The sequence below is a fragment of the Dehalococcoidia bacterium genome, assembly GCA_025060295.1.
In the GTDB taxonomy this organism is placed as follows: domain Bacteria; phylum Chloroflexota; class Dehalococcoidia; order Lucifugimonadales; family HRBIN23; genus HRBIN23.
In genome coordinates this window covers 204,762-230,405 of record JANXCH010000001.1, presented here as the reverse complement: position 1 = coordinate 230,405, position 25,644 = coordinate 204,762, and the positions used below count along the sequence as shown (strand labels likewise).

The following is a 25,644-nucleotide window of genomic DNA, read 5'->3' as shown; positions in this document are numbered from 1 at the left end:
GGCTGAAGGGTGAGCGGTGGGATTCGAACCCACGGTCTCCAGGGCCACAGCCTGGCGCCTTAGACCCCTTGGCCACGCTCACCATGCGCACATCTATCCTAGCACAATGCACATAGGGGGGTCAACGGGAAAGGCATGGGATGCCCCAGGGAAAGGGGATGACAGAACACCGGCGTCACGAGGGCGTTCGCTGGGTAACAGTGTTATGATAGAGGCCGAAATGAGGATTGTAACGCCGGTCAAAATGCCCCGCGTGGGGCGGGTGTTTCACGGGTGGTGGATTGTGGGGGCGGCCTTTTTGGCCGATTTCGTAATGGCGGGGACGGGGATCTACGCCTTCAGCGTCCTCCTGCGCCCCATGGCCGAGAGCCTGCAGTGGAGCCTGGGGACTTTGACAGGCGCACTCATCCTGCGCTCAGGGGTGGCGGGTGTGCTCAGCCCCTTTATCGGCCCTCTGGTGGACACGCGCCACGGCGCACGCATCCTGATGTCGCTCGGGGCGGTGGTGGGCGGGTTGGGACTGATCGCCATCAGTTTCGTGCAGACACCCCTGCAATTTTACCTCGCTTTCGGTGTAGTGGGTGCTATCAGCATCCTGACATCGGGATTCCTGGTCTCTAGCACGGTGGTCTCCAAGTGGTTCATCCGCTACCGAGGGCGGGCGCTGGCCATTGCGGCCATGGGCATTTCGGCAGGGGGTGTTGCCCTTATTCCTCTGACTAACTGGCTGTTGGGCATGATCGGATGGAGGGCTACCTGGCAAGTACTGGGCCTGATCTCCCTGGTGGTGGTGGCACCCGCTGCTTTTCTGGTGGTGCGCCGACGCCCGGAGGATATGGGTCTTTTGCCCGACGGGGTATCGGCTCCTCCGTCGGCGGTGTCTGGAGAGGGGGCCCATTCGGGGCGGGAGGTGGCCTGGACGCTGCGGGCGGCATTGCGCACCCCGGCCTTGTGGCTGGTTCTGGCGTCCACCAATCTGGGGCTCATGGGATTGCAAGGGGTGTTAGTGCACCAGATAGCCATGCTCCAAGAGCGGGGCCTCACCCGCGACCAGGCGGCCCTGGTGGGCACGGTGTTGACGGTGTTCGCCTTAGTCACGAAGCCCCCCTGGGGCCTTTTGGCCGAGCGAGTGCCGGTCCGCTATTTGATGTCTATCGTGGGGTGGGGGGCTGCGCTGGGGGTGGGGCTATTGCTAGCGACCAGCGGTATGGCGACGGGGATAGCCTATGCGGTGGTGCTGGGGACTTTCGTATCTGCCACGGCCCCCCTGAACAACTTGGTATGGGCCAACTACTTTGGCCGGGAGTTTCTGGGGACGATTCGGGGGGCCATAGGGCCGGCGAGCATGGCGGTGAACTCGGTGGCCCCTTTCGCCGTCTCCCTGTTGCACGACCGGTTTTCTAGCTACACCGTGCCCTTATACGCTATTGTGGCCCTGTACACCGCTTCGGCTGTGCTGATCCTCTTGGCGGTGCCGCCCAAGCCGCCGTTTGTTAGAGGCTCTGCTGGTGGGGGGGCGCCCAGCGCTGGCGATGGGCCTCTTGCAAAGCCCGCAGGCGTTCCCGATAGGCCGGCCCACAAGGGTCGGGGAGAGTCATAATCAGAGCGTCCTCCCCATTGTCCAGGTAGTAGCCTCGGCGGCGTCCGACCACAACGAAGCCGTATTTCTCATAGAGGCGCTGGGCCGGAATGTTGGAGACCCGTACTTCCAGGGTAACGGCTTGGGCGCGCCGGCGCATGGCCTCCTCAATGCTCCCCATGAGCAAAAGTTCCCCGATCCCCTGGCGACGGTAGGGCGTTGCCACAGCGATGGCAACGATGTGGGCATCGCCTCCCAGGAACCACGTGCTCACATACCCGTTCACCACGGAAGGATGGGGGCGAGTGTCCCGCCGCTGACTCCACCAGAGGAAAAGTTTGGGGCCAAAGGAATTTGGGGATGGAGGGGGTAAGGTGCCTTCATCCCGACGGCAGGCGACCAAATGGTGTGCGTAAGAGGAGCGCAGTTCCCGGTGGAAATCCGTACGGTTCCAGGGGCCGAAGGCCTCCCGCTCAATGGCCTCTACCTGGGGGATGTCCTGGGGGAGCATAGGGCGCAGAATATAGGGAAGGGCCTGCGCCGAGGAGTGGGTGTGCGACGGGGTGTTCATCACAGCCGGCGGCATCCCCTGGCTCATGGTAGCACAGGCACACGAAGGGTGCGCTCCTCTTGAGCACTCTACGCCCTTTCGCCACTGCGTCGCGGAGGGGGACGGGGGACGGTGCGCACAGTGATGAAGTTGAAAGCCCGCACGGCAGTGGGCGGGGAGAAGCGTACCATGACAACGGTCTTGCCCGGTTCCACTAGACGCCGCACCACCAGTTCCTGAAGCAAGTGGTCAATGAGAACATCGGTGCTTTGCACCGCAGGGGTCAGTAGGGGCACAACGCCATACCAGAGGCAGAGCCTGCGCGCCACACTTTCGTCGGTGGTGAAGGCGTAGATAGGTGTGGGTGGGCGTTCTTTGGAGAGGAGTTGGGCGGTGTAGCCGCTGCGGGTGTAGACCACCAGGGCTTCTGCCCCCACCTCTTGGGCCAGGCGCGCAGCCGCTCGGCTCAGGCTGTGGGAGAGGTTCTCTCGATGGCCGTTCGGTGCGGAGGGGCGGTCGTTGGCGTAGTCCACCTCGGTGGCGATGCGGGCCATGGTCTCCACCGCCTCCACAGGATACTGTCCCACGGCGGTCTCGGCTGAGAGCATCACCGCGTCGGTGCCGTCCAAAATGGCGTTGGCCACATCGCTGGCCTCCGCCCGAGTGGGGCGTGGGCTACTAACCATAGACTCCAGCATTTGGGTCGCGGTGATCACGAGCACACCGGCGGCGTTAGCGCGCTGGATGAGGTATTTTTGCACAAGGGGCACCTTCTCCGGGGGCAGTTCCACCCCCAGGTCGCCGCGGGCCACCATAATCCCATCGGCCTCTTGAAGAATGCCATCCAGGTTCCGAAGGGCCTCGGGTCTCTCTATCTTAGCAATGAGGGGGGTTTGTGCTCCCAGGGTGCGCAGGATCTCACGTGCCCGACGCACATCGTGGGCATTGCGAACGAAACTGAGGGCCACCCAGTCCACCCCTTTGCTGACACCGAACTCTAGGTCCCGCAGGTCTTTCTCCGTGGTGGGCGGGACAGCCAATTGCACCCCGGGCACATTGATGCCCTTCCTCTCTTCCAGAACACCCCCGCGGACGACTCGGGTTATCACTTCGGTGGGAGTGGTCTGCACCACCTCCAGTTCCAGGAGTCCGTCTGCTAGGAGGATGCGGTTGCCGAGGGCCACATCCTGGGGCAAACCGGGGTAGGAGACCGAGACTTTCTGGTCGTTGCCGACGATGGGCTCAACGGTGAGAGTGAACTGTTGGCCAGGCTTGAGGGTGACGGGGCGTCCCCCCTCTAAGGGGCCGGTGCGCAGGCGGGGGCCTTGCAGATCCTGCAGGATGGCCACCGGGCGCTTCGCACGGCTGAGGCGTCGGAGGGCGTCAATGACGGCCCCGTGCTCCTCCCAGGTTCCGTGGGAGAAGTTGAGGCGGAATACATCCACCCCCGCCTCTATGAGGCGTGCCAGGGTCTCCTCGCTACGGGAGGCGGGGCCAACGGTGGCCACAATCTTGGTCTTCCGGACGCGCCGCTGGGGTGGGGAGGTCACTGGCTTTCTTTCTTCCTCAGACTAACACACCGGCAAGGGTTGACGCCAGGGGCACCTGCTCCCTCTGTGGGGCCTGCTCCTTCACCCTTGACACAGAGAGAGGCGGATGGCACACTTGAGGTGTAAGTACCTAATGTGCACAAAAGAATGCCGTGCTTCGCATCGCCAACTCCGGGCCGGCTCTAGGGCTGTAGGGGTTGGGCTTTTTTCTTCCGCCACGGGAAAGCAGAGATGCCGGACAAGGATCCTCAACGGATGTGGGCAAGTAAGGGGGAGTGCATGAAGAAGAGCGGCGCCCAACTGGTGTGTGAAGCCCTCCTGCGCGAGGGGGTGGAGGTCGTCTTCGGCATCCCTGGGGGCGCCATTTTGCCCCTGTACCAGACTCTTCCTCAATACCCCCACCTCCGCCACATTTTGACCCGCCATGAGGAGGGCGCAGCCATGGCCGCCGACGGCTACGCCCGTGTGACTGGCAAAGTGGGCGTATGCTGGGCCACCTCGGGGCCGGGTGCGACCGACCTGATCACCGGCATCGCCAACGCCATGATGGACTCGGTGCCTGTGGTGGCCATCACTGGCCAGGTCTCCCGCAAGGCCATCGGCACCGATGCCTTTCAGGAGACTGATATCATTGGTATCTGCTTGCCCATCACAAAGCACTCCTATCAGGTATGGCGGGCAGCAGACCTCCCGCGCGTCGTCAAGGAGGCCTTTGTGATCGCCTCTACAGGACGCCCTGGCCCCGTGCTCATTGACATTCCCAAAGACGTGTTCACCGAGCAGGCCGAGGCTGAATTCCCGGAGACGGTGGAGATTCCCGGCCACCGCCCCGTCTTGGAGGGCCACCCCGCTCAATTGCGCCGCGCCGTGCGTCTCATTCAGGAGGCCCGTCGGCCCCTCATTCTGGCGGGGCACGGTGTGCTCATCTCCCGCGCCTGGGATGAACTGCGTGCCTTCGCAGAGAAGACGGGAATCCCGGTCATTACCACTCTGCTGGGTATCAGTGCATTCCCTGCAGACCATGTGCTGTATGTGGGGATGCCGGGGATGCATGGGGCTGCCTACGCCTCCCTGGCCATTGACGAAGCCGATTTGCTCATCGCCCTGGGCATGCGCTTTGATGACAGGGTAACGGGCAACCTTGAGGCCTTCGCTCGGGGGGCAAAGGTCATTCATGTGGACATAGATCCCGCCGAAATTGGCAAGAACCGCAAGGCGGACGTGCCCATTGTGGGTGATGTGCGCCACGTCTTGCGCCAACTGCTTCCCATAGTGCCCCACTCCTCCTACCCCCAGTGGCTGGCACGCATTGAGCAGTTGAAGCGGGAGCACCCCTTGCGGGTGCCCGACAGCAAGGGTCTGCTTCCCCAGGAAATTATTGAGCACCTATCGGACATCACGGGGGGACGGGCTATCATCACCACGGGGGTTGGCCAGCATCAGATGTGGGCTGCCCAGTTCTATAAGTTCGTGGAGCCCAACCTGTTCCTCACCTCGGGAGGGCTGGGGGCTATGGGCTATGAAGTGCCCTCGGCCATCGGGGCGCAAATTGGACGCCCCGACAAAATGGTCTGGTCCATCGCCGGGGATGGAGGGTTCCAGATGACTATGTGCGAACTGGCCACGGTGGTGGAGAACCGCCTCCCCATCAAGTTCGCCATTATTAACAACCGCTCCCTGGGCATGGTGCGCCAGTGGCAGCAGGTGTTCTATCAACGCTCCTATGTGGCGTCCTGCTACGAGTGCAACCCTGACTTCGTGAAGCTGGCCGAGGCGTACGGTATCCGCGCCTTGCGCGTAACAGATCGGAAGCAGGTGCGCACAGCGATTGAGGAGGCGTGCGAGCATCCCGGCCCCGTGCTGGTGGACTTCCTGGTGGAGCAGGAGGAAAACGTCTATCCCTTCATTCCCCCTGGGATGAGTGTGAAGGAACTGATAGAAGATCCCCGCCTGCGCTCTCCACAAGCCGAGCGTATGCTATGAGCCCTTCTGACGGCTCCTCTCCCACCTATCACACCATTGTCGCCCTGGTGCGCGACCAGCCAGGGGTTTTGAGCCGTGTGTCGGGTGTTATTCGGCGGCGGAACTTCAACATCGCCTCCCTGTCGGTGGGTCATTCGGAGCAGGAGGGCCTCTCCCGCATGACCTTCGTGGTCTATGGGGACGATGAGGTCGCCGAGCAAGTTACCAAGCAACTGCGCAAACTGGTGGATGTGGTAAAGGTCTCGGACATCACGCGCGAGAACATCGTGGCGCGGGAGCTGGCCCTCATCAAGGTGCGAGCCACCCCCCAAACCCGCAGTGAGATCATTCAGCTGGTGGACATCTTCCGTGCGAATATCGTGGATGTGGCACCCGAGTCCCTCATAATAGAGGTCACGGGGGACGAGGACAAGATTGAGTCCCTTATCCGTCTTCTGCGCTCCTTCGGCATCCGCGAGGTCATGCGCAGCGGCCGTCTGGCCATGATGCGGGGAATGCCCGCAGAGGCGGAGGGAGGGGCGCGAGAGCGGGGTGAAAGTGCCTGATAAGGAAGGGGTGCACATGGCGCGCATATATTACGAACCCGACGCCGACCTGGCTCTGTTGCGAGGGAAGACTATTGGCGTGTTGGGCTTCGGCTCTCAGGGGCATGCCCATGCCCTCAACGCCCGGGACAACGGCCAGCAGGTCATCGTGGGCTTATATCCGGGCAGTCAATCCTGGCGCAAGGCAGAGGAGGCGGGGCTGAAGGTCTACGAAGTGGCCCAGGTGGCCCAGAAGGCCGACATCCTGGTCATGCTGATCCCTGATATGGCCCAGCCGAAAGTCTACAAGGAGGCCATCGCCCCCCACCTGCGCCGAGGCCAGACCCTGATGTTCGCCCACGGTTTCAACATCCACTATAAGCAAATCATCCCGCCCCCCATTGTGGATGTGGCTATGGTGGCTCCGAAATCCCCGGGGCATCGCATGCGCGACCTGTTCACCCGGGGTTTGGGGGTGCCGGGGCTGGTGGCGGTGCACCAGGATGCCTCGGGGCAGGCCAAGCCCGTCGCTTTGGCCTACGCCAAAGCCATCGGGTGCACACGCGCCGGCGTCATCGAGACCACCTTTAAAGAGGAGACGGAAACCGACCTGTTCGGGGAGCAGGCTGTGCTGTGTGGAGGGGTGAGCAACCTTATCAAGGCGGGGTTCGAGACCCTGGTGAAGGCGGGCTATCAGCCCGAGGTGGCCTACTTCGAGTGTCTGCACGAGTTGAAACTGATCGTGGACTTGATTTACCAAGGTGGTCTCTCCTGGATGCGCTATTCGGTATCCGACACGGCCGAGTTCGGGGACTATACCCGCGGCCCCCGGGTGATTGACCAGCACGTGCGCCAGCAGATGGAGCGCATCTTGAAGGAGGTGCAGGACGGCACCTTCGCTCGGGAGTGGATCGCCGAGAACGACGAGGGACGCAAACGCTTCCTGCGCATGCGGGAGGAGGAAAGCGCCCACCCCATTGAGCAGGTGGGCAAGCGCTTGCGGGAGATGATGCCCTGGCTGAAGCAGACGATGTAATAATGGGCCCGCTAGGATTCGAACCTAGGACCCGCCGGTTATGAGCCGGCCGCTCTGACCGCTGAGCTACGGGCCCACACCTTTAGGCTAGGGACAGCAGCGGCACTCTGTCAAGGCGGGAATGGATGCCCCTCCTCGGCGGCGATACGTGCTTCCAGGGCCTTCACCGCCTCCCAATCCTGCTCGGCCAGTTTCCACCCCCGCTCCAGGTACCACTGGGCTAACCGCGCCCCGCGGGGGGAGGGATCTTTCACCGCCTCCAGCAAACGGCTGATGGCGTAGCGGTCGTCTAGGTAGCGAGCCAAGGTTCGCACCTCCGCCTCCGCCTCGGCCATCCCCTTCTGGTCGCCCCCCTCCACAGCGAAGCGCAGTTTGCCCACCAAGCGCGCCAGTTCGGCCAAACGCTCCCGCTCCTCCATAAAGCCATAGAGCACCTCTGGCACCCCCACGTCGGATGAAGCACCTTCAGGTGTCATGGGCGCTGCAGAAGCGGGGGCCGGTTCGGGCCATTGTTGCCGCCAGCGATGGTAGGCCCGAGCATAGGCCTGCACCGCCTCGGCTACTTGGGCGACCATGGCCAGAGTATCGCCGGTGGCGATGCTTCCGCCGAAGAGGAGGTCGTCGTCCCTCTGCTGGGCCATCTGCTGGAGCGCCTCGAGGCTGGATACGGCTTCGGGCACTGGCGGAAAAGCGAAGCAGGAGAGGTCGAGGGCGCTGGCACCGCCCATATGGGCTGCTAAGTAGGGGGGCATATACCGCGTAAAATCCACATCCACAGGGAGAACCACAAGATAGGTCGCCAAATAGCGCCCTTCGCCCGTATGGAAGTACAAAACAGCGTGCCCTTTGGGCCGTTCGGGGTCTCCACGTTCAAAGCGCATAGCTTCCCTCGTTTTCTAGCATAGCGCGTCGGAAACGGGGGCACTACCCCGCCACCCCTGGATGCCCTTGGGAAACCGAACCCCAGTAGCGTATAATACTTTAGGGTGTGGGCAATGCCCGGTGGTGCAGCGGTAGCACAGGGGACTTTGGATCCCTTGACCCAGGTTCGAATCCTGGCCGGGCAGCCACCCGATACGGGCGTGGGTGTTACACTACCCCTTCCTTCTGGAGCGCCTCGATGTCTTGGGGCGAAAGGCCTAGCAACCTCCCGTAGACAGTAGTGTTGTCGTAGCCCGTGGGTGCGGTGCCCCTCCACACTCTCCCCGGTGTCTTGCTAAAGTGGGGCACCACCCCAATGCCCCGAATTGGCCCCACCTGCAGGTCCTCCCAGGTTATGTGCACGCCCCGGGCTTGGTAGTGGGGGTCCTCGGCCATATCCTGGGCGTTCATAATCCGGCAGCAGGGGATGCCCTGGGCGTTGAGGATGCGTTCCACCTCCAGGGCCGGGCGCTGAATCACCCATGCGCGCAGGTGAGCATCGAACTCCATCCCTATTTCCGAGTCGGGGTGATGATGGGCGGTGCGCATCCATTGCTCATCCTTGTGTAGCCCTATCACACGGCACAGTTTGGTGAAAAGGGAGTAGTTGGCCACGGCAATGACGACCATCCCATCGGCAGCGTGGAAAGCGTCGTAGGGCTGCAGTTCTCCGGCGCGGTTGCCCCTGCGCTGGCGGATGCCACCCCCCTGAAAGTAGGCCACCATCGTGCCCGCCAGGCAACGGTGGACGGCTTCATATTGAGCTAGGTCAATGGATTGCCCTACCCCTGTGCGTCGGGCATAAATATAGCCCGCCAGGGCCGACCACAAGGCGAAGAGGGCGGTGATATAGTCTCCGGTCCACGGAGCAGCACGCGTGGGGGGTTCCGGAGGTGGGGGGCCGGTCAGGTGCATCAGCCCTCCGAAGGCCTGCCCGATGAGGTCATATGAAGGGCGTCCAATATAGTCCGGATGCCCGTTCTGCCCAAAGCCAGACACATGGACAATGACTAAACGGGGGTTCTGGCGCAAAACTGTGGCATCATCTAACCCGTATTTAGCGTAAGTGCCGGGGCGGGAACTCTCCATCCAGATGTCAAAATGGGGCACCAGGCGTAGGAAGAGGTCGCGCCCTTTGGGGTGGGCGAAGTTGAGGGTGACGTAGAAGACGCACCGCCGGTCCTGCAAGAAGATGCACCCCACTCGTCCCCCTTGGCGTGTGGGGAGCAGGAGCCCGTCGGGCTGGACGCGACACGCCTCATCCCCTTCTCCGGGGCGTTCAATCTGCACCACCTCTGCCCCCATTTCGGCTGCAAGGGTAGCGGCGAAGGGTTGGGCGATCCAGGTGCCCGTGGACAGGATGCGCACTCCCTGCAAAGGTCCGAACGACACCGGCAGAAGGGTTTGGCGTTCCCTCATACACACCCCCGGGGCGGGTTGGGTCGGACACCCCTAGTATACACTCCATCCTATCTTGACAGCCCTGCACCCCATCCCTACAGTAAGCGGAGAGCGTCAACCGTCACGGAGGCAGAGCTATGGAGGGACGCTATCCTGCGGGCATCCGCTTTGTAACCGCCAACTGCACCGATCCCCTCAAGGAGGAGGAGTTCAACCGCTGGTATGACAGCGTTCATCTGGCGGATATGCTGGCTACCCGCCTGGTTACCCACCCCACCCGCTATCGCAATGCCGACCCTCTTCAGCGCGACGCCCGCTACCTGGCCATCTACGAGGTGGAGCAAGAGAACCTGTTAGAGAAAATTCCCCACGAGATTATGGAGCGGTTCACCCCCCAGTGGATAGCTCAGGGGCGCATGCACCCCGCTCTCCAGGTGGTGGCCCGTTGGATGTGGAGACGCATTGGCCCCTCCTTCACCACCGCCAAGACAGGCCGCGCTCCGATAACGGGCCTCTACGCTGTCCAGAGCCACTGCGCCAACTCCGCCCAAGAGCGGGAGTTCAACGAGTGGTATAACACCATCCATGTGCCAGATATCCTGTCCACGGGGCTGTTTCACACCGCCTACCGCTTTGAAGCCGTTCTCCCCCAGCCTGGGCAGGACCGCTATCTGGCCCTTTACGAGACCGATGCACCAGACCCCCTCTTGGCCGTGCGCGAAATGGCGGAAATGCATCGGCCCCGTTGGATAGCTGGGGGGCGATTTAGTCCCCTTTTGCAAGTCACCTGGCGGGGGGTGTATCAGCGTATTCCTCCCCCCGGTAAATAGGGGGCGGCTTTCTCTTCAAAAGCCTCTCCAATGGCTCCCACCCTTCCATTGAAAGCCGCAGCGTCTGCGGTTACCCTATGAGCAGGTGCGGGGGAGGAGTATGCGTGCCCTGGTGATCTTCCCTGCGCGCGCCCGTTGGACACCCCACCTAGTGGAGGCGCCGGTGCCGCGCCCTCCCCGGGCGCGCCAAGTGCAGGTGCAGGTGGAGCAGGTAGGGGTGTGCCCTTTTGACCACTCCCTCCTCGTGCGCCACGAAGGCCTATCCCCCGACCCCGAGCGATGGGTGGTGGGCCACGAGATGGTGGGCCGAGTAACGGCCGCGGGGCGCGAGGTGCGCACCCTCAAGGTGGGCGACTGGGTCATCCCCACGCTGAGGCGCTCCTGTGGAGTGTGTGCCCCATGTGCTCAAGGATACCCTGACGAGTGTGGGACGAACCTCTATGCCGAGCCGGGCTTGCATCGGGCCCACGGCTGGGCTTGTCAGTGGACCCTCGACCGTGAGGAGCACCTCATCGTCATTAGCCCGGCTATCGCCGACATCGCCCTTCTGGCGGAACCCCTTGCCCTGGCCATTAAGGGTGCCCATTATCTTACCACCGTTCAGAGGCGCACCCTCCCCTCCTGCTCGCATTTTGAGCATCGCTGGGACCAGCCCCGATGGGCCGGCGACAAGCACCTGTTGGTGGCGGGCTCTTCTGTCCTCACCCTTGTTACAGCCCTTTATCTGCGCTCGCTCGGCGCACAGGTTACCCTTTACCCCACCCAGCCTTTGCCCCAGGCGCTTACGGACCTCCTCACTAGGGCAGGGATTACCCCATGGGCTACCCACAAGCAGGACAACTCAGCGGTGGAGCAGTTAGAACCAGCCGATGCCCTAGTGGACACCAGCGGCGACCTCTCTGTCGTGGCATCCCTGCTGGGCAGGATACACTTTAATGGGGCCGTTGTTCTCCTGCTGGCTCCGGCTCCCCCAGGGCGGCGTCCCCACGACACTAACTTCAGCATTTTGCTCCTTGAGGCTGTCCGCCGCAACATCGCCCTGGTGCCTTGCTATCGTATGGGGCGCCCCCACTTGGAACTGGCGGTGCAATGGCTACAGGATGCCATGCGTAACCCCTCCACCGCCTTGCCCACTCTGGTGGACAAGCCCAGCCCTCCAGGCAACTTCGCGGCCCTTGTCCGTTCCCCGGCGTCCTGGCTGAAAAGCCGCATTACCTGGGCAGAGTCCCCATCAAACCCTTCCGCCAAAGTATAGTGCGTTTAGGGAGGATATCCCGTGGAGCGTGTGCGCGTCGTTGTAACGGGAATGGGGGTGATTTCCCCGCTAGGCCTATCAGTGGAGGCTACCTGGCAAGCCCTCTTGGCGGGAAAGTCAGGGGTGGCCCGCATCACGGCCTTTGATCCTACCCCGTTTGACACCCAGATCGCCGCCGAGGTCAAAGGCTTTGCACCGGAAAACTACATGGATCGGAAGGAGGCCCGCCGCACCGACCGCTTTGCCCAGTTCGCAATCGCCGCCGCCCAGGAGGCCCTGCGCCAAGCCGGACTGGATGGGCGTCTGGCGCATCCCGAGCGATGCGCCACCATCATTGGCACGGGAGTGGGCGGCATCCTCACCCTCTCCCAGCAGTTCGCTGTCCTCCACGAGAAAGGGCCGCAGCGGGTCAGCCCTTTCCTTGTTCCTATGATGCTCACCGATATGGCTGCCGGCCAAGTCTCCATCGCCTTTGGGCTAAAAGGCCCCAACTTCGGCATCGTCTCCGCTTGTGCCAGCGGGTCAGACGCCATCGGGCAGGCCTACGAACTCATCCGTCGCGGCGAAGTGGATCTGGCCCTTGCAGGTGGGGCCGAGGCGCCCATCTGCCCCATCGCCATCGCCGGATTTAATGCGTGCCAGGCCCTCTCCCGCCGCAACCATGAGCCCGAACGGGCCTCCCGCCCCTTTGATGCCCAGAGGGACGGCTTTGTTATCGGGGAGGGGGCGGCCATCCTGGTTCTGGAGCGTTTGGAGCATGCTTTGGCGCGCGGCGCCCGGCCCTTAGGAGAACTGGTCGGCTATGCCGCCACCGCCGATGCCTACCACATCACCCAGCCCTCCCCGGGCGGCGAAGGCGGGGCAAGGGCTATGGCCCTGGCGTTGCGGCGGGCTGGCCTGCAACCGCAGGATGTGGACTACATCAACGCCCACGGCACTTCTACGCCCCTCAACGACAAATACGAGACCCAGGCCATCAAGACCGTGTTCGGCGAAGAGGCCTATCGCATTCCCATCAGCTCCACCAAGTCCATGACGGGGCATCTGTTGGGAGCGGCGGGGGCATTGGAGGCGGTGATCACGGTCATGAGCATCTTGCGGGGGGCCATCCCGCCTACCATCAACCTGGATACACCAGACCCGGAGTGCGACTTAGACTATACCCCCTGGACGCCCCGACGGGGACGCGTGCGCGTGGCCATGAGTAACGCCTTCGGCTTCGGGGGGCATAACTCAACCCTCATCTTTCGCCAATGGGAGCCGTGAGCCGTTTGCTTCCCACTTACCCGCAACGGCGGTGGCAAGTTTTACCGCCGCCCCCCTTGCATTTTGCGCGATCCCTGGGCCTCCCCCTGCCAGTGGCGGCATCCCTTTGGCATCGGGGCCTGCGCACCCCCTCGGCGGTGGCTACCTTTCTCTCCCCTCCCCGTGGGGTCAGCCACGACCCTTTCCTACTCCCCCAGATGGACCGGGCGGTGCACCGCATCCTGCGGGCCTTGCTAAGCGGGGAGACTATCGCTATCTACGGTGACTTTGACACCGACGGCGTAACGGCAACCGCCCTGCTGGTGGACGCCCTACAAGGGCTGGGGGCGCGGGTGTTGACCTACCTTCCCGACAGGCTGACGGAGGGGCATGGGCTGAACCGTCAGGCCCTACAGGCTTTGCACCAGCAGGGGGCAACCCTTGTCATCACTGTGGACACAGGCATAACGGGGGCTATCCCTAGTGTTGAGGCCCGTCCCCTTGGGCTGGACCTGATCATCACCGACCATCACCTGCCCCCCAAGACCCTCCCCCAGGCTGTTGCCCTCGTCTCGCCCTGGCTGGAAGGGTCTCGCTACCCCTTTGTGCACCTCACGGGAGCGGGGCTCGCCCTGAAACTGGCCCAGGCCCTCTACCACACCCTCCAACGCCCTCTGCCGGCGGGCCTTCTTGAACTGGCGGCTTTGGGGACCATCGCTGATATGGGCCTTCTTACAGGGGAGAACCGCGCCATTGTGCGGGAGGGGCTGGCGCACCTGCGCCAAACTCACCGCCCCGGCCTGCTCGCCCTGTGCGCGGCGGCACGGGTGCGTCCGGACGAGGTTTCGGCCGAGACGGTCTCTTTCGTCCTCGCTCCCCGTCTCAACGCCGCCGGCCGCCTGGCCAGTGCTGCCCTCAGTCTTCATCTGCTTCTGGCCCCCACCGCCCAAGAGGCTATCCCCCTAGCCCAGCAGGTGGAGCGGCTCAACGACCAGCGCCAGCGCCTTACCGATGCCCTGCTGGGTTTGGCCCTGGAGCGTTTACGGGGTCAACCGCTTCCGCCCCTTCTCTTCATCAGGGGGGAGGAGTTCGTGCCTGGGGTGAACGGCCTGGTGGCCGCAGCGTTAGTGGAGGCCTTCTACAGGCCTGCGGTGGTGGCTTCCCAGTGGGGCGATCGTGTCCGTGCCAGCGCCCGGAGCATCCCCGAGGTGCATATTGGAAAGGTGTTGGAGGCAGGGGCGCAATGGTTGGACCGCTTCGGAGGCCACGCCGGTGCCGGAGGATTTGAATGTGCCACGGATGCCGTGCCCACCGTGCAGGATGTGCTGGCCCGGGCCGCCCACGCCCAAATGGGTGGTTCCGCCCCCACACCCACGCTGGTCATCGACGCCGAAGCCACCTTCACCGATATGCTGGGCGTGGCCTATCACACCCTGGGTGGCATGGCACCCTTCGGCCCGGGCAATCCCGAGCCTCTGTTCCTAGCGCGGGGAGTGGAGGTGGTGGCGTGGCGTCTGGCAGGCGATGACGGGCAGCACTTGCTCCTGCGCTTTCGCCAGGGCAGAGCGATGTGGGATGCGGTGGGGTTTCGTTTAGGGCGTGTGTGGGGGCAGGGGGTGCCTGCTGTGTGCGATGTAGTCTTTACGCCGGACCTGGGCGTGTCCGAGGGCAGCCGAGGCCTTCGCCTACTGGTGCGCGACTTGCGTCCTTCCGCCTAGGCCTGTGCTTTCCCCCTCTGCGGGCGAGGGGGGGCCACCTGGGCTTCAGGAAGGGACGCGGAGGGGCTCCAGCGTGCCCGCAGCGCCAATAGGGGGACTGTTACCGCCAGGACCAGCAAGGAAATGATTTGCGCCTGCCCCAATCCTGCAAACCACTCCCGATCGATGCGGTAAAAGTAGATGAAGAAGCGCCCTATGGCCGTCAGGGCAAGGTAGAGGGTAAACACCATACCCTCCGGCTTGAGGCGGTCGCGCACCACCCACCACAGCAGGGCGAACACCAGCATATTCCAGATCATCTCGTACACCACGGCCGGGTGGGCGGGCACGGGTTGCCCACCATAGTATTGGTTGGTGATCGTGTCAGGGTGTGCCCACACCACACCCCAGGGCATGGTGGTGGGTTTGGGGACGTGGTCGCCCGCGATCACACACCCCACACGGCCCACGGTATGGGCCAGGAGCAGGGCGGGGGCGGTGATATCGGCCAAGCGCCCCACGGGGATGCGGTTGAGGCGGGCGTAAATGGCTCCGCCCACAAATCCCCCCAGAATGGCCCCCCAGATGCCAATCCCCCCGTTCCAGATAGCGAGGATTTGCACCGGGTTGGCCATGTAGAAGCGCCACTCGTCTATCACATGGATCAGGCGTGCCCCGATAATCCCCCCAATGATGGCCCAGATGGCCGTGGCGTAGACGGCGTCGGTGGAGATGCCCCGCTTCGGTGCCCAGCGTCCTACCAACCACACTGCCAACGCCACCCCCAGAAAACTAAGCAATCCGTGCCACGAGAGCACGAATCCCCCCACCGCAATGATGTCGGGATCCATATTGATACGGAACATCCTGGTGCCCCCCTCCTTATGCCTTCACCGCTACCTTCCCCAACTTGTCCAAAACAGGTGCCACCGCAATCAGGTGCCGGCCCAACCGCAGAGTCTTCGGGTCAATACCCAGGGCCAGCCCCACCAGTTGCGGCAGATGCAGGATGGGCAAGTCAATTCGGTCCTTCAAGTAGCCCATAGCCTTCACCTGGTAGCCGTCCAGATTGAGGTGGCACAGGGGGCACGGGGTAACCATGGCATCAGCCCCCCGTTCCTTGGCATCCCAGGTATGCTTGGCCACCATAGCCACCGAGTTGCGCTCGTTGATGGTCAGGATGGGGAAGCCGCAGCAGCGCGTCTTGCCGGGGAAGTCCACCGGCTCCCCGCCCAGGGCTTCAATCAGGCGCTCCAGGGCCTGGAGGCGCTCGGCGTGCTCGTCATACCCCAAAACCTTGGAGGGGCGGACGATGTAGCACCCGTAAAAGGGGGCCACCCGCAAGCCCGTGAGGGGGCGGACCACCATGCTCCGTATCTTCTCCAGGCCGATGTCCTCCACCAGCACCCAGAGGAGGTGCTTCACCTCTACGGTGCCCTTATAGACGAGCCCCTCGTCGGCGAGGACGGCGTTGACCTTCTGGCGGTAGCCCTCATCCTGGAGGCGATAGCGGGCCTGAGCCATAACCCCCTGGCAGGTGGAGCAGATGGTCAAAATCGGCAGGCCCAACCTTTCCGCCATGGCGAAGGTGCGGGCGTTCAGGCAGTCTCCCAGGAAAAGGTTGCTTTCTTGCAGCACCCCTGCCCCTGTGCAGGAGGCACCGGTGAGTTCCTGCAGGTCCAGCCCAACCTTCTGCGCCACTGCCACCGCCGAGGGATACAGTTCCGGGCACCCTCCGCGGGAGACACAACCTGGGTAGAAGGCGAACTTCACGACAGCCTCCTTATCCGTGGTGAGCCTGGCTGGTGGGGGCTTGGCGCTCCGTCTCGGCGGCCTGACGAGCCTTGCGGAAGGTGGTCTGAAAACTCTTCACCTCGGGGATGGGCTTGTGGAAGGGCGAAGGGGCCTTCTGCTTGGGCAAGGCCCGCAGGGCGATAGGCAAAAGCCCGACCAGTTTGGGGATGTTGGTGTAGCCGAAGGTCTTCAAAGGCAGGCGCAGTTCGTCCAACCGCCCACTGTGCTCTACCAGCTCTTCAAAGGCCAAGGTGTGGCGGGCACCATAGGTATCCTTGAGGCCCATACCGATAGCCCGCTCCCGCATGGCCATGATGCGGTCCATAGGGGCAACCCCCTTGGGGCACACCTGCACACACTCGTAACAGCGGGTGCAGTCCCAGATACCACCGTAGGCGTTATACTTCGCCAGGCGCTCCTTCGTCATGCCGTCGCGGGGGTCGGCGACGAAGCGGTAGGCCTTAGCCAGGGCGGCTGGCCCGAGGAAGTTGGAGTCCACCTCCAGCACTGTGCAGTCCGAGACGCACGCCCCGCACATGATGCAGTTCATCACTCCCGCCAGGTGGAGCATGGCCTCGTTAGGGGCCAAGTATTCGCCTTGTGGCTCCGGCCCCACCGGCTGCAGCCAGGGCTCCACTGCCCGCACCTTGTGCCAATGGGGCGTCATATCTACCACCAGGTCTTTAATCACGGGCAGGTTGCCCATGGGTTCCACCGTGAGGGTGTTGTGCGCGTCAACGACGGCGCTCACTTTGGTCTTGCAGGCCAGGCTGGCGTGCCCGTTGATGCGCATAGCGCAGGAGCCACAGATGGCACTGCGGCAGGAGCACCGCAGGGCCAGGGACTCGTCCACCTCCTCGCGAATGCGAATGAGGGCATCAAGGACAGTCGATGTCTTCGTCACTTCCAGGGTGTAGTCTTGCCAATAGGGCTGGGGTTTAGGGGCCTCGGGATTGAACCGACGGACTTTTATGGTGATGCGCATGGCTTCTCCTTACAGGGTAAGCAGACACCCTCTAATACACCCGCTTCTCTGGGGGCCACTGGGTGATAGTAACGGGGAGATAGGTGATCGTGGGTGGATCATTCTCCCCGCGCCAATACAGCAAGATATGCTTGAGCCAGTTGGCGTCGTCCCTCTTGGGGAAGTCCCGCCGGTAGTGGGCACCGCGGCTCTCCTTACGCTCCAAGCCGCTGCGGACGATGGCTTCTGCGCACTCCAGCATATAATCCAGTTCCAGGGCGAAGATAAGGGCGGTGTTGAAGGTTCGCCCTTTATCCCGCACGCTGACCTTGTTGTAGCGCTGGCGCAACTGGCGGAGGGTGCGCAAGGCTTGCTCCATCCCCTCCTGCTCGCGAAACACCCCCAGGAACTGGTCCATAGTGGTACCCATCTCCCACCGGATACGGGCTACCGTATCGCCGTTGTTCTCGCGTGCCAGCAGGGTGCGGATGCGGGTTTCGGTCTTCTGAACCCAGTGGGCGTCGTTGAGAGTGGGGAGGGGTTTGTCCTGGGCCCACTGGGCGGCCGTGGCGCCGGCGCGTCGTCCGAACACCACCGTGTCCAAGAGGGAGTTGGCCCCCAGGCGGTTGCCCCCGTGCACCGAGACGCACGCACACTCCCCGGCGGCGAATAGCCCCTCCACCCCTTGCCACTTCCCTTGGGGGTCCCAACAGCGCCCCCAGATGTCGGTTTTGATACCCCCCATTTGGTAGTGCATCCCCGGGCGGATGGGGATGGGCTCTTTCGTTATGTCAACGCCAGCGAAGTCCAGGCCGATCTCATAGATCTGCGACAGGCGCTCGCGGATCTTCTTCTCCCCCAGGTGGCGGCAGTCCAAGAGAACACAGCCATCCACGCCGCGCCCTTCGGCGATTTCGGTCATCTCGGCGCGGGAGACCACATCGCGCGAAGCCAACTCCATCATGGTGGGAGCGTAGCGGGCCATGAAGCGCTCCCCATCCTTATTGAGCAGGTAGGCCCCCTCGCCCCGGGCCCCCTCGGTGATGAGCACCCCGCTGCCCTTCAGGGTGGTGGGATGGTATTGCACCATCTCCATATCCATCAGGGGGACCCCCGCGCGGTAGGCCAAGGCCATGCCATCCCCGGTGCAGATGAGGGCATTGGTCGATGGTTCAAAGACGCGCCCCAAGCCGCCGGTGGCCAGGATGACGGTGCGGGCGGGGATAAAGGCTACACGGCCCGTGCGGATTTCCATCGCCACGCATCCCACACACCGCCCGTTCTCCACAACCAGGTCGGTGCAGAACCATTCCTCAAACAGGGCGATCCCCGACTTAAGGATTTGCTCGTACATCACGTGGAGGATGGCCTGGCCGGTGATGTCGGCGACGAAGAAGGTGCGGGCGCGGCGCTGACCACCGAAGGCGCGGGTGCCCAGGCGTCCCTGCTCATCGCGGTTGAAGATCACCCCCATGTGCTCCAGGCTGATTAGTTCCTGCCCGGCCTCCTTACACATCACCTCAATAGCATCCTGGTCGCCGAGCCAATCGCTCCCCTTCACCGTATCGTAGGCGTGGTCTTCCCAGCGGTCGCCCCTATCAGTGAGGGCGGCGTTGATGCCTCCCTGGGCGGCATTGGAGTGGCTGCGGACGGGATGCACTTTGCTCATCAAGGCGACCCGTGCCCCTTGCTTGTGGGCCTCTAAGGCGGCGCGCATCCCCGCCAGTCCGGCGCCTATCACCAACACGTGGTATTCCTGCATGGCTTCTTCTCCCTGCTTCTCCTGCCAGAATAGCAAAGCATCACACGCTCTGACAACTTCGGCTATCGCTGTAACCATTCCCTGTGGAGATAGTAGGCAAGAAGCAGAGCGGCGATGCTTTTGGCGTCTTGCACCTGCCCCGTCCGCACCAGGTCGGGGATGCGATCTACGGGCGCCCGTTCCACCTGGATATCTTCGTCCGCCTCCTGTTGGGCGGGGCCAGGTTCCAACCCTAACGCCAAGTAGGCGTGCATGTACTCAGTGCAAAATCCCGGGCTCATCCAGAACCCGCCCAAACGCACCAGGCTCTGGGCGCGGTAGCCTGTCTCCTCCAGCAGTTCCCGATGCACCGCCTGCTCGGGGGTCTCCCCCGGCTCCATCGTTCCCGCAGGACATTCCAGGAGCACCTGCTGAGCGGGAGTGCGGAACTGACGCACCAGAATGACCGATCCTTGAGCATCCACCGGCACGATGGTAATGCCTGGGGCGTGTTCCACCACCTCACGCATCGCCCGCGTGCCTTTGGGCTCCAGGCGCACTGTATCTACCCGAAGGGAGACCACCCGTCCGTTGTAAATGCGCTGGCTCTCCAGAATGCGCTCAATGGTCATGAGGGCTCCTTGCATCCTCATTCGGTAGGGAAAAAAGGGGTGTACTGGGCCGAGGCTGAATGCCCAGGCGCACGAATAGCCCGCGGTAAAAGTGGCTCGGGGGATGCGCCCGCAAAAAACGGGCCCGATAGGAACTGCGGGCGACCCGCACCGTATCCCCATCTGCTAGCATCAGGTCTTGGAAGCCATCCACGCTGAGCACCACGGGGTGTTCCGATTGCACCGTTATGTCCACTTTCACCTGTCCCGGCAACACAAGGGCTGTGTTCATCCCCAAGTGGGCAGCCAGGGGTTTGAGGAGAAGGCAATCTAAGCGCGGGTCCAGAATGGGGCCGCCCACAGCAAGAGCGTACCCTGTGCTCCCCGTGGGGGAGGCCACGATAATCCCATCCGCCGCATAGGTAGCCACATCCTCTCCGTCCACCCGAACACCCAAATGAATCAGCCGGGAGACAGTGCCCCTGGCTACCACGGCATCGTTGAGACCGTGAAAAGTAGGGATGCCCTCCTCTTCCGGGGAGTGCCCACTACCCACCACCCGTGCCTCCAGCATGGTGCGCTCCTCTATCCACCCTTTACCCTCTAAGTAGGCGGGGAGCCGCTCCAACACCTCTTGGGGGGAGAGTTCTGTCATAAACCCCACCCTCCCCATATTGACCCCCACAATGGGCACGGCCGAGGGGGCGGCGAGCCGCGCGGTGCGCAAGATAGTGCCATCCCCGCCGACGGTGATGACCAGCCGCGAGCGCCCCATAAGGCGGGCAGAGGAGTCCAGTCCTTCAGTAGGGGCGAGCCAGGCATCTGGCCCCACGGCCTGGGCGATACGCTGAGCCAGGGAGCGGGCCTCATTCAACCGTCCATTGAACACGATGCCGACCAGCCGGCGCTCCATGGCGCTGTGCCTATCCGATACACCTGCGCCCAGCATACCTTGCGCCCGCGCTCCACACGGCTATATCCCTCCTACCCTGGCCGCTATCTCCGCCAGGCGCAGGAGGGGGAAGGGAAGGATACCATAGAACAGGACTGCAGCAGCACTGACAGCCAGGGCAGCCCCTACCGACGGGCTGGTGGGGAGGGGTGTGGCCTCCTTCGGAGGCACCAGGAACATCGCCCGCACCACCCGCAAGTAATAGTAGGCCGATAGAACGCTGTTGACGACACCCACGACCGCCAGCCACGCCAGCCCCGTCTGGACAGCCGCCCCGAAGATATAGAGTTTGGCCCAAAAGCCTATGGTGGGCGGAATGCCTAACAGGGACACCAGACTAAAGGTCAGCGCCAGAGCAACCCAGGGGGAGCGCCGCCACAGACCAGCAAGGTCGTCAATGGTCTCGCCCCCCACCTTGGTGGTTATGGCGATTACCCCGAAGAACACCGCCAGGTTGGTCAATGTGTAGCCTGCGAGGTAAAACAGCACCCCTGCCGGGCCGGTGCTGGCCTGTTCCGGGGCACGGGCCGATACCGCCGCCACTCCTACCAAAATGTACCCCGCATGGGCAATGGTAGAATAGGCCAACAAGCGCTTCACGTTGTTCTGGAGCATGGCCACCAGGTTACCCACAGTCATGGAGGCGGCCGCCAAACCTGCAAATAGCAGTGCCCACTGCTCCTGCAGGGGCGCCGCCCCAAAAACAGTGGAGAACACCCGTAGCAAAGCGGCAAACCCCGCCGCTTTAGAGGCCACCGACAGATAGGCGGTGATGGGCGTCGGGGCACCTTCGTATACATCGGGCACCCACATTTGGAAGGGCACAGAGGAGATTTTGAAGCCGAACCCCGCCGCCATGAGCACCGCTCCCCCCAAAAGTGCCCAAGACCCCAGGGGAACCCCCGTGTCTAGCGGTGTCGCCACCACCGCTGCGGCGATAGCATCCAGGCGCGTCGAACCTGTGAAGGCATATACCAGCACCATCCCATACAGCAGGAGTGCGGACGAGAAGGCACTCAGCACGAGGAACTTCACCCCCGCCTCACGGGAGCGCCGATCCGGACTGAAAGCCGCCAAAGCAGCCACCGGCAAGGCTGTCAGTTCCAGGGCGATATACAAGGTTATGAACTCCGCAGCCGAGGCCAGGAGCATCATCCCACTGGAGGCGAAGAGCACCAGGGCGTAATATTCCCCGTGCCAGCGTCCCATCTGGTGCACCACCGGCTGTGAGGCCAATACTACCAGGGCCGTGGCCGCAATGAACAAAAAGGTGAAAAACAGGCTGAAAGAGTCCACCCGCAAGGTACCAAAGATACCCACTTGTGGCCCAGCGTCCTGCACCGTGCCCCACAAAGTCAGGCCGCCCGCCAGGGCGACTCCCAGCCCCGCCAACGCCACTACCGGGAGAGAGCGCTTATCACGCAGCAGAAGGTCTAACCCGATGACGAGCAGGCCTGTTCCCACAAGGGCCATCGGAGGCCACAGCAGATACAAATCGTGGAGCGTCATCGCCTCTCTCGCCTCGCACTGTGCCGTGTTATGTAAATCGCCCTTGGATAATGGCCTCTATCCCCACCGTCAGGGTATCGGCAACCACTGCCGGGAAAAGGCCCACCACAAAAATGGCTGTGGTCAGCAGAAGAGGGGCCACCTTCTCCACCCCCGTGGCATCGGAGAGGGGGTGATGGTGCCAACGCTCCGGCAGGGGGCCGAATAAGCTCCTTTGCAGGAGCCACAGCAGGTAGCCCGCAGCCAACACGATACCCAGGGCTCCCAGAGCCGTCAGAAGACCCCACACGGGGAATGTGCCCATCAGCGTGGTCAGTTCCGCCACAAATCCACTTGTGCTGGGGAGCCCAAGGCTAGCGAGGGCTCCCGCCACAAAGATAGTGGCGATAAACGGCATCTTACGGGCCAAGCCCCCCAGGTCGGGGATGTAACGGGTATGCGTCCGCTCATACATCAGGCCCACCATGACGAACAGGAGGCCTGTGATGGTCCCGTGGGTGAACATCTGCAACGCCGCCCCCGTCAACCCCAGGGGGGAAACCTGCCCCTCCACCCCTCGCAAGGAGGCGATGCCCAGAACCACCAGCCCCATATGGCTGATACTGCTGTAGGCGATCAGGCGCTTCATATCTTGCTGGCGGAACACCACCATAGCCCCGTAGACGATGTTCACCACCCCCAGCACTGCCAGCAGAAAAGCAGCCTCCTGGGTAACCTGGGGGAACATAGAGGCGTTCACCCGTATCAGCCCATACCCCCCCATCTTCAGGAGCACGCCCGCCAGCATCACGCTCACCGCAGTGGGAGCATCGGTGTGGGCATCGGGAAGCCAGGTGTGCAGGGGCCATATCGGGAGTTTCACCGCAAAGGCGATGAAGAACAACGCCCACACCACACGCGCCGGCAGAAGCAACTCCTGGGGGTCTAGACCAGGCCCTGTCAGGCCAGCCAGGTCAGCCATATTGAAGGTGCCTGTGGAGAAGAACACCACCAACAACCCCACCAACATGAACGCACTGCCCGTCAGGGTGAACACCAGGAACTTGACAGCCGAATACTCCCTCCGTCCACTCCCCCAAATGGCGATGAGGAAATACATGGGTATCAATTCCAATTCCCAAAACAGGAAGAACAACACAAAGTCCAAAGAGGTGAACACGCCCATGACCGCCGTCTGGAGCACAAGGAGCCAGGCAAAGTACTCCTTCACCCGCTCCTGGATACTCCACGAAGCGAAGATAGCCGCCAGCCCGAGCAGGCCCGTCAAGAGGACCAGCGTGGCGCTCAGGCCGTCCACCCCCAGGTAATACTCCACCTTCAAAGAGGGCACCCACCCCGTTATGCGCTCCACCCACTGCAGGCCGCCCGCCTGGCGGTCATAGCCGGCGAACACCAGCGTGGCTAATACGAAGTCCGCAATCCCTACGGCGGCGGCGAACCACCGCACCTGTCGGGGTTGGGAGAGGAACAGGGCTATCGCCAGTGCCCCGACCAGGGGGAGGAAGACCGTTGCCGTGAGCACGCCTTACCTCCACACCATATAGGCGATGATGATCAGCACAATGCCCAGGGTGATCGCGCTGGCGTAGGCTTGCAGCTGGCCACTTTGTAGCCAAGCCAGGGGTCGCCCCAGGCTGCGCCCCAGCCATCCCACGCCCTCCACCACCCCGTCCACTACGACCCGATCCAACCAATCCGCCACTCCGCAGAGAAAACGGTAAAACAGCCTACCAGCCAGAACGCCTTCATACAGGTCGTCCATATAATACTTGCGGGCCACCACCTGATAAACGGGACGCACCGTCACGCGCTCTGCAGGCAGACGCCTCACTCCGTACATCAGCCAAGCCAGCCCAATGCCCCCCAGGGCCAGTAGCGTGGACACAAGCGCTATGCCCAAGTTGAAGGACACCTTTTCGGCGTGGGCGCCGGGCTTGACCACAAAGTGGCCAAACCAATGGGCGGGCACTGGCCCCAGCGCCGTGGGAGGATTGGCCACAACACCCGACGCGATGGCCAAAACCCCCAAAAGGAGCATGGGCACCAGCATCACGAGAGGCGATTCGCCCAGATGCACGCGGCTATGGCCGGGTGAGTGGCCGTTATGGTGGGATACAGAAGCCTCCGCCTCCGCCCCGCCGCGAAACGGGCCGTGGAAGGTCAGGAACAGGGCGCGGAAGGCGTAAAAGGCTGTGAGGAACACCCCCACCAGGGCCAAGATACCCACCAGCAGAGCCACCCCGTCCCCCTTTGTAAGCGCCTCCGCCAGGATTTCGTCCTTGCTCCAGAAGCCCGACAGAGGGAACACACCCGCCAGGCTCAACGAGGCCACCAAAAAGGTAACGTAGGTCCAGGGCATATATCGGCGCAAACCGCCCATCAGGCGCATATCAAAGGTGCCGGTGGCGTGGTTGACACTCCCCGCCCCCAGGAACAGCAAAGCCTTGAAGAAGGCGTGATTGAATAGGTGGAACACCGCCGCCGAGTAGGCCCCCACCCCCAGCGCCAGCATCATCAGCCCCAGTTGACTAATAGTGGAGTAGGCGATGACCCGCTTGATATCGTTCATCACCATCCCCATCGTAGCAGCCAGGATAGTGGTGAACGCGCCGATGAGGGCGACGGTGTCCATCAGGGCTGGGGAGGCTTCAAACACAGGGAACACCCGCGCCACCAGGAAGACACCCGCGGCCACCATGGTCGCAGCGTGAATCAGAGCGCTGACGGGGGTGGGGCCTTCCATGGCATCGGGGAGCCAGACATGCAGGGGGAACTGGGCCGACTTGCCCACTGCCCCCGCGAAGATACCCAGCCCTAGCCACGTCAGGGCGGTCCCGGACAGCAAGCCCCCCGCCACGGCGTTGTGCAGGTGCCCGATGTCAAAGGGATCCAGTCCCCGGGCCAGAAAAGCCTGCCGCTGCGTGAACAGGTACAAGAGCGCTAACAAAAAGCCCAGGTCGCCAATACGTGTAACAATGAAGGCTTTCTTGGCCGCCGCTGCGGCAGCAGGGCGCTCATACCAGAAGCCGATCAGCAGGTACGAGCACAACCCCACCAGTTCCCAGAACACATACACCAAAATCAGGTTGGACGACAACACCAACCCCAGCATGGAGGCAGTAAAAAGGGACATATAGGCGAAGTAGCGCACCATGCCGGGGTCGCCCTTCATATAGCCCAGGGAGTAGACCTGCACGGCCAGGCTGACCCCGCTGACCACCACCAGCATCACGGCTGTGAGGGCATCCATGCGAATGCCCACCCGCAAGGTGAAATCGCCGATGGTAAGCCATACATGGCTGGGCCAGCCGATGGGCTCCTCGTGCCCCACAGTGGCCCGTAGGGCCACCAGGCTCAAGAGGAAAGACCCCCCCACTGCCAGCACCGTCAGGTAGCCGGCGAGCATCCCCTGGCGGGGGAATAGGGGGCGCACCCCCAGCCCAATGAGAACAAACGAGGCGATCGGCAGAAAGAAAATCAGCCAGGCCAGTGTCTCGCTCAT

General features: G+C 63.0%; 21 protein-coding genes and 3 tRNA genes. 9 read left to right on the top strand and 15 right to left on the bottom strand.

Annotated features, from left to right (window positions below; translation table 11 throughout):
- Window positions 1-8: 8 nt before the first annotated feature.
- Window positions 9-82 (bottom strand) — tRNA-His (locus NZ951_01205).
- 138 nt (window positions 83-220) lie between these two features.
- Here NZ951_01205 and NZ951_01200 point away from each other — a divergent pair.
- A complete protein-coding gene (locus tag NZ951_01200; protein MCS7206545.1) occupies window positions 221-1,600 on the top strand; it encodes an MFS transporter in 1,380 nt (459 codons plus the stop codon).
- Here the strand turns inward: NZ951_01200 and rimI are convergent.
- Window positions 1,494-2,165 carry a ribosomal protein S18-alanine N-acetyltransferase gene (gene rimI / locus NZ951_01195; GenBank protein ID MCS7206544.1) on the bottom strand — a complete coding sequence of 224 codons (672 nt, stop codon included), beginning with the start codon at window positions 2,163-2,165 and terminating at the stop codon, window positions 1,494-1,496. The two genes, NZ951_01200 and rimI, sit on opposite strands and share 107 nt — an antisense overlap.
- 53 nt (window positions 2,166-2,218) lie before the next feature.
- On the bottom strand, window positions 2,219-3,679 hold the full coding sequence (gene pyk, locus NZ951_01190; protein MCS7206543.1) for a pyruvate kinase: 1,461 nt from the start codon (window positions 3,677-3,679) through the stop codon (window positions 2,219-2,221).
- Between the two features lie 279 nt (window positions 3,680-3,958).
- Here pyk and ilvB point away from each other — a divergent pair, with 279 nt between their 5' ends.
- From ilvB to ilvC, 3 genes are read left to right on the top strand one after another with little or no spacing between them, the layout of a single operon-like run.
- Complete coding sequence (gene ilvB, locus NZ951_01185; protein ID MCS7206542.1) at window positions 3,959-5,662, top strand: biosynthetic-type acetolactate synthase large subunit; 1,704 nt, start codon at window positions 3,959-3,961, stop codon at window positions 5,660-5,662.
- Entirely contained in the window at window positions 5,659-6,207 is a 549-nt protein-coding gene (gene ilvN, locus NZ951_01180; protein ID MCS7206541.1) for an acetolactate synthase small subunit, read from the top strand. The genes ilvB and ilvN overlap by 4 nt, the downstream gene beginning before the upstream one ends.
- A gap of 16 nt (window positions 6,208-6,223) precedes the next feature.
- Window positions 6,224-7,222: a ketol-acid reductoisomerase gene (gene ilvC / locus NZ951_01175; protein MCS7206540.1), complete on the top strand. Its 999-nt coding sequence runs from the start codon at window positions 6,224-6,226 to the stop codon at window positions 7,220-7,222.
- Window positions 7,223-7,225: 3 nt separating this feature from the next.
- On the opposite strand, the gene NZ951_01170 is transcribed toward ilvC, so the two are convergent.
- Both NZ951_01170 and NZ951_01165 read right to left on the bottom strand, forming a co-directional pair.
- Window positions 7,226-7,298 (bottom strand) — tRNA-Ile (locus NZ951_01170).
- 34 nt (window positions 7,299-7,332) lie between these two features.
- Window positions 7,333-8,103 carry a hypothetical protein gene (locus NZ951_01165; GenBank protein MCS7206539.1) on the bottom strand — a complete coding sequence of 257 codons (771 nt, stop codon included), beginning with the start codon at window positions 8,101-8,103 and terminating at the stop codon, window positions 7,333-7,335.
- Window positions 8,104-8,218: 115 nt separating this feature from the next.
- On the opposite strand from NZ951_01165, the gene NZ951_01160 reads away from it, so the two are divergent.
- Window positions 8,219-8,292, top strand: a tRNA-Gln gene (locus tag NZ951_01160).
- 19 nt (window positions 8,293-8,311) lie between these two features.
- On the opposite strand, the gene NZ951_01155 is transcribed toward NZ951_01160, so the two are convergent.
- The gene (locus NZ951_01155) at window positions 8,312-9,562 is read right to left on the bottom strand and encodes a CoA transferase (protein ID MCS7206538.1); all 1,251 of its coding nucleotides are present in this window, start codon (window positions 9,560-9,562) and stop codon (window positions 8,312-8,314) included.
- 119 nt (window positions 9,563-9,681) lie between these two features.
- Between NZ951_01155 and NZ951_01150 the strand changes: the two genes are divergently transcribed.
- The 4 genes from NZ951_01150 to recJ all read left to right on the top strand — a co-directional run bounded on the left by NZ951_01150 (window position 9,682) and on the right by recJ (window position 14,592).
- On the top strand, window positions 9,682-10,374 hold the full coding sequence (locus NZ951_01150; GenBank protein MCS7206537.1) for a DUF4286 family protein: 693 nt from the start codon (window positions 9,682-9,684) through the stop codon (window positions 10,372-10,374).
- A gap of 100 nt (window positions 10,375-10,474) precedes the next feature.
- Complete coding sequence (locus NZ951_01145; protein ID MCS7206536.1) at window positions 10,475-11,629, top strand: alcohol dehydrogenase catalytic domain-containing protein; 1,155 nt, start codon at window positions 10,475-10,477, stop codon at window positions 11,627-11,629.
- 21 nt (window positions 11,630-11,650) lie between these two features.
- Complete coding sequence (gene fabF, locus NZ951_01140; GenBank protein MCS7206535.1) at window positions 11,651-12,895, top strand: beta-ketoacyl-ACP synthase II; 1,245 nt, start codon at window positions 11,651-11,653, stop codon at window positions 12,893-12,895.
- Window positions 12,892-14,592: a single-stranded-DNA-specific exonuclease RecJ gene (recJ, locus tag NZ951_01135; GenBank protein MCS7206534.1), complete on the top strand. Its 1,701-nt coding sequence runs from the start codon at window positions 12,892-12,894 to the stop codon at window positions 14,590-14,592. The genes fabF and recJ overlap by 4 nt, the downstream gene beginning before the upstream one ends.
- Here recJ and lgt read toward each other — a convergent pair.
- The 9 genes from lgt to nuoL all read right to left on the bottom strand — a co-directional run bounded on the left by lgt (window position 14,589) and on the right by nuoL (window position 25,644).
- Window positions 14,589-15,437 carry a prolipoprotein diacylglyceryl transferase gene (gene lgt / locus NZ951_01130; GenBank protein MCS7206533.1) on the bottom strand — a complete coding sequence of 283 codons (849 nt, stop codon included), beginning with the start codon at window positions 15,435-15,437 and terminating at the stop codon, window positions 14,589-14,591. The two genes, recJ and lgt, sit on opposite strands and share 4 nt — an antisense overlap.
- Before the next feature lie 16 nt (window positions 15,438-15,453).
- A complete protein-coding gene (locus NZ951_01125; GenBank protein MCS7206532.1) occupies window positions 15,454-16,344 on the bottom strand; it encodes a CoB--CoM heterodisulfide reductase iron-sulfur subunit B family protein in 891 nt (296 codons plus the stop codon).
- A gap of 10 nt (window positions 16,345-16,354) precedes the next feature.
- Window positions 16,355-17,350 carry a succinate dehydrogenase iron-sulfur subunit gene (gene sdhB / locus NZ951_01120; protein MCS7206531.1) on the bottom strand — a complete coding sequence of 332 codons (996 nt, stop codon included), beginning with the start codon at window positions 17,348-17,350 and terminating at the stop codon, window positions 16,355-16,357.
- Window positions 17,351-17,381: 31 nt separating this feature from the next.
- Window positions 17,382-19,091, bottom strand: a complete 1,710-nt coding sequence (locus NZ951_01115) for an FAD-binding protein (GenBank protein MCS7206530.1) — start codon at window positions 19,089-19,091, stop codon at window positions 17,382-17,384.
- 62 nt (window positions 19,092-19,153) lie between these two features.
- Entirely contained in the window at window positions 19,154-19,702 is a 549-nt protein-coding gene (locus tag NZ951_01110) for an NUDIX hydrolase (protein ID MCS7206529.1), read from the bottom strand.
- Entirely contained in the window at window positions 19,692-20,594 is a 903-nt protein-coding gene (locus NZ951_01105; protein ID MCS7206528.1) for an NAD(+)/NADH kinase, read from the bottom strand. Before NZ951_01105 ends, NZ951_01110 begins: the two co-directional genes overlap by 11 nt.
- Window positions 20,595-20,654: 60 nt before the next feature.
- Entirely contained in the window at window positions 20,655-22,142 is a 1,488-nt protein-coding gene (locus tag NZ951_01100) for an NADH-quinone oxidoreductase subunit N (GenBank protein ID MCS7206527.1), read from the bottom strand.
- A gap of 28 nt (window positions 22,143-22,170) precedes the next feature.
- Window positions 22,171-23,664: an NADH-quinone oxidoreductase subunit M gene (locus NZ951_01095; GenBank protein MCS7206526.1), complete on the bottom strand. Its 1,494-nt coding sequence runs from the start codon at window positions 23,662-23,664 to the stop codon at window positions 22,171-22,173.
- 3 nt (window positions 23,665-23,667) lie between these two features.
- Window positions 23,668-25,644 carry an NADH-quinone oxidoreductase subunit L gene (gene nuoL / locus NZ951_01090; protein ID MCS7206525.1) on the bottom strand — a complete coding sequence of 659 codons (1,977 nt, stop codon included), beginning with the start codon at window positions 25,642-25,644 and terminating at the stop codon, window positions 23,668-23,670.

Coding starts and splice junctions, on each gene's coding strand:
- NZ951_01200 (MCS7206545.1), top strand. CDS start 221: ATGAGGATTGTAACGCCGGTCAAAATGCCCCGCGTGGGGCGGGTGTTT.
- rimI (MCS7206544.1), bottom strand. CDS start 2,165: ATGCCGCCGGCTGTGATGAACACCCCGTCGCACACCCACTCCTCGGCG.
- ilvB (MCS7206542.1), top strand. CDS start 3,959: ATGAAGAAGAGCGGCGCCCAACTGGTGTGTGAAGCCCTCCTGCGCGAG.
- ilvN (MCS7206541.1), top strand. CDS start 5,659: ATGAGCCCTTCTGACGGCTCCTCTCCCACCTATCACACCATTGTCGCC.
- ilvC (MCS7206540.1), top strand. CDS start 6,224: ATGGCGCGCATATATTACGAACCCGACGCCGACCTGGCTCTGTTGCGA.
- NZ951_01165 (MCS7206539.1), bottom strand. CDS start 8,103: ATGCGCTTTGAACGTGGAGACCCCGAACGGCCCAAAGGGCACGCTGTT.
- NZ951_01155 (MCS7206538.1), bottom strand. CDS start 9,562: ATGAGGGAACGCCAAACCCTTCTGCCGGTGTCGTTCGGACCTTTGCAG.
- NZ951_01150 (MCS7206537.1), top strand. CDS start 9,682: ATGGAGGGACGCTATCCTGCGGGCATCCGCTTTGTAACCGCCAACTGC.
- NZ951_01145 (MCS7206536.1), top strand. CDS start 10,475: ATGCGTGCCCTGGTGATCTTCCCTGCGCGCGCCCGTTGGACACCCCAC.
- lgt (MCS7206533.1), bottom strand. CDS start 15,437: ATGTTCCGTATCAATATGGATCCCGACATCATTGCGGTGGGGGGATTC.
- sdhB (MCS7206531.1), bottom strand. CDS start 17,350: ATGCGCATCACCATAAAAGTCCGTCGGTTCAATCCCGAGGCCCCTAAA.
- NZ951_01115 (MCS7206530.1), bottom strand. CDS start 19,091: ATGCAGGAATACCACGTGTTGGTGATAGGCGCCGGACTGGCGGGGATG.
- NZ951_01110 (MCS7206529.1), bottom strand. CDS start 19,702: ATGACCATTGAGCGCATTCTGGAGAGCCAGCGCATTTACAACGGACGG.
- NZ951_01105 (MCS7206528.1), bottom strand. CDS start 20,594: ATGGAGCGCCGGCTGGTCGGCATCGTGTTCAATGGACGGTTGAATGAG.
- NZ951_01100 (MCS7206527.1), bottom strand. CDS start 22,142: ATGACGCTCCACGATTTGTATCTGCTGTGGCCTCCGATGGCCCTTGTG.
- nuoL (MCS7206525.1), bottom strand. CDS start 25,644: ATGAGCGAGACACTGGCCTGGCTGATTTTCTTTCTGCCGATCGCCTCG.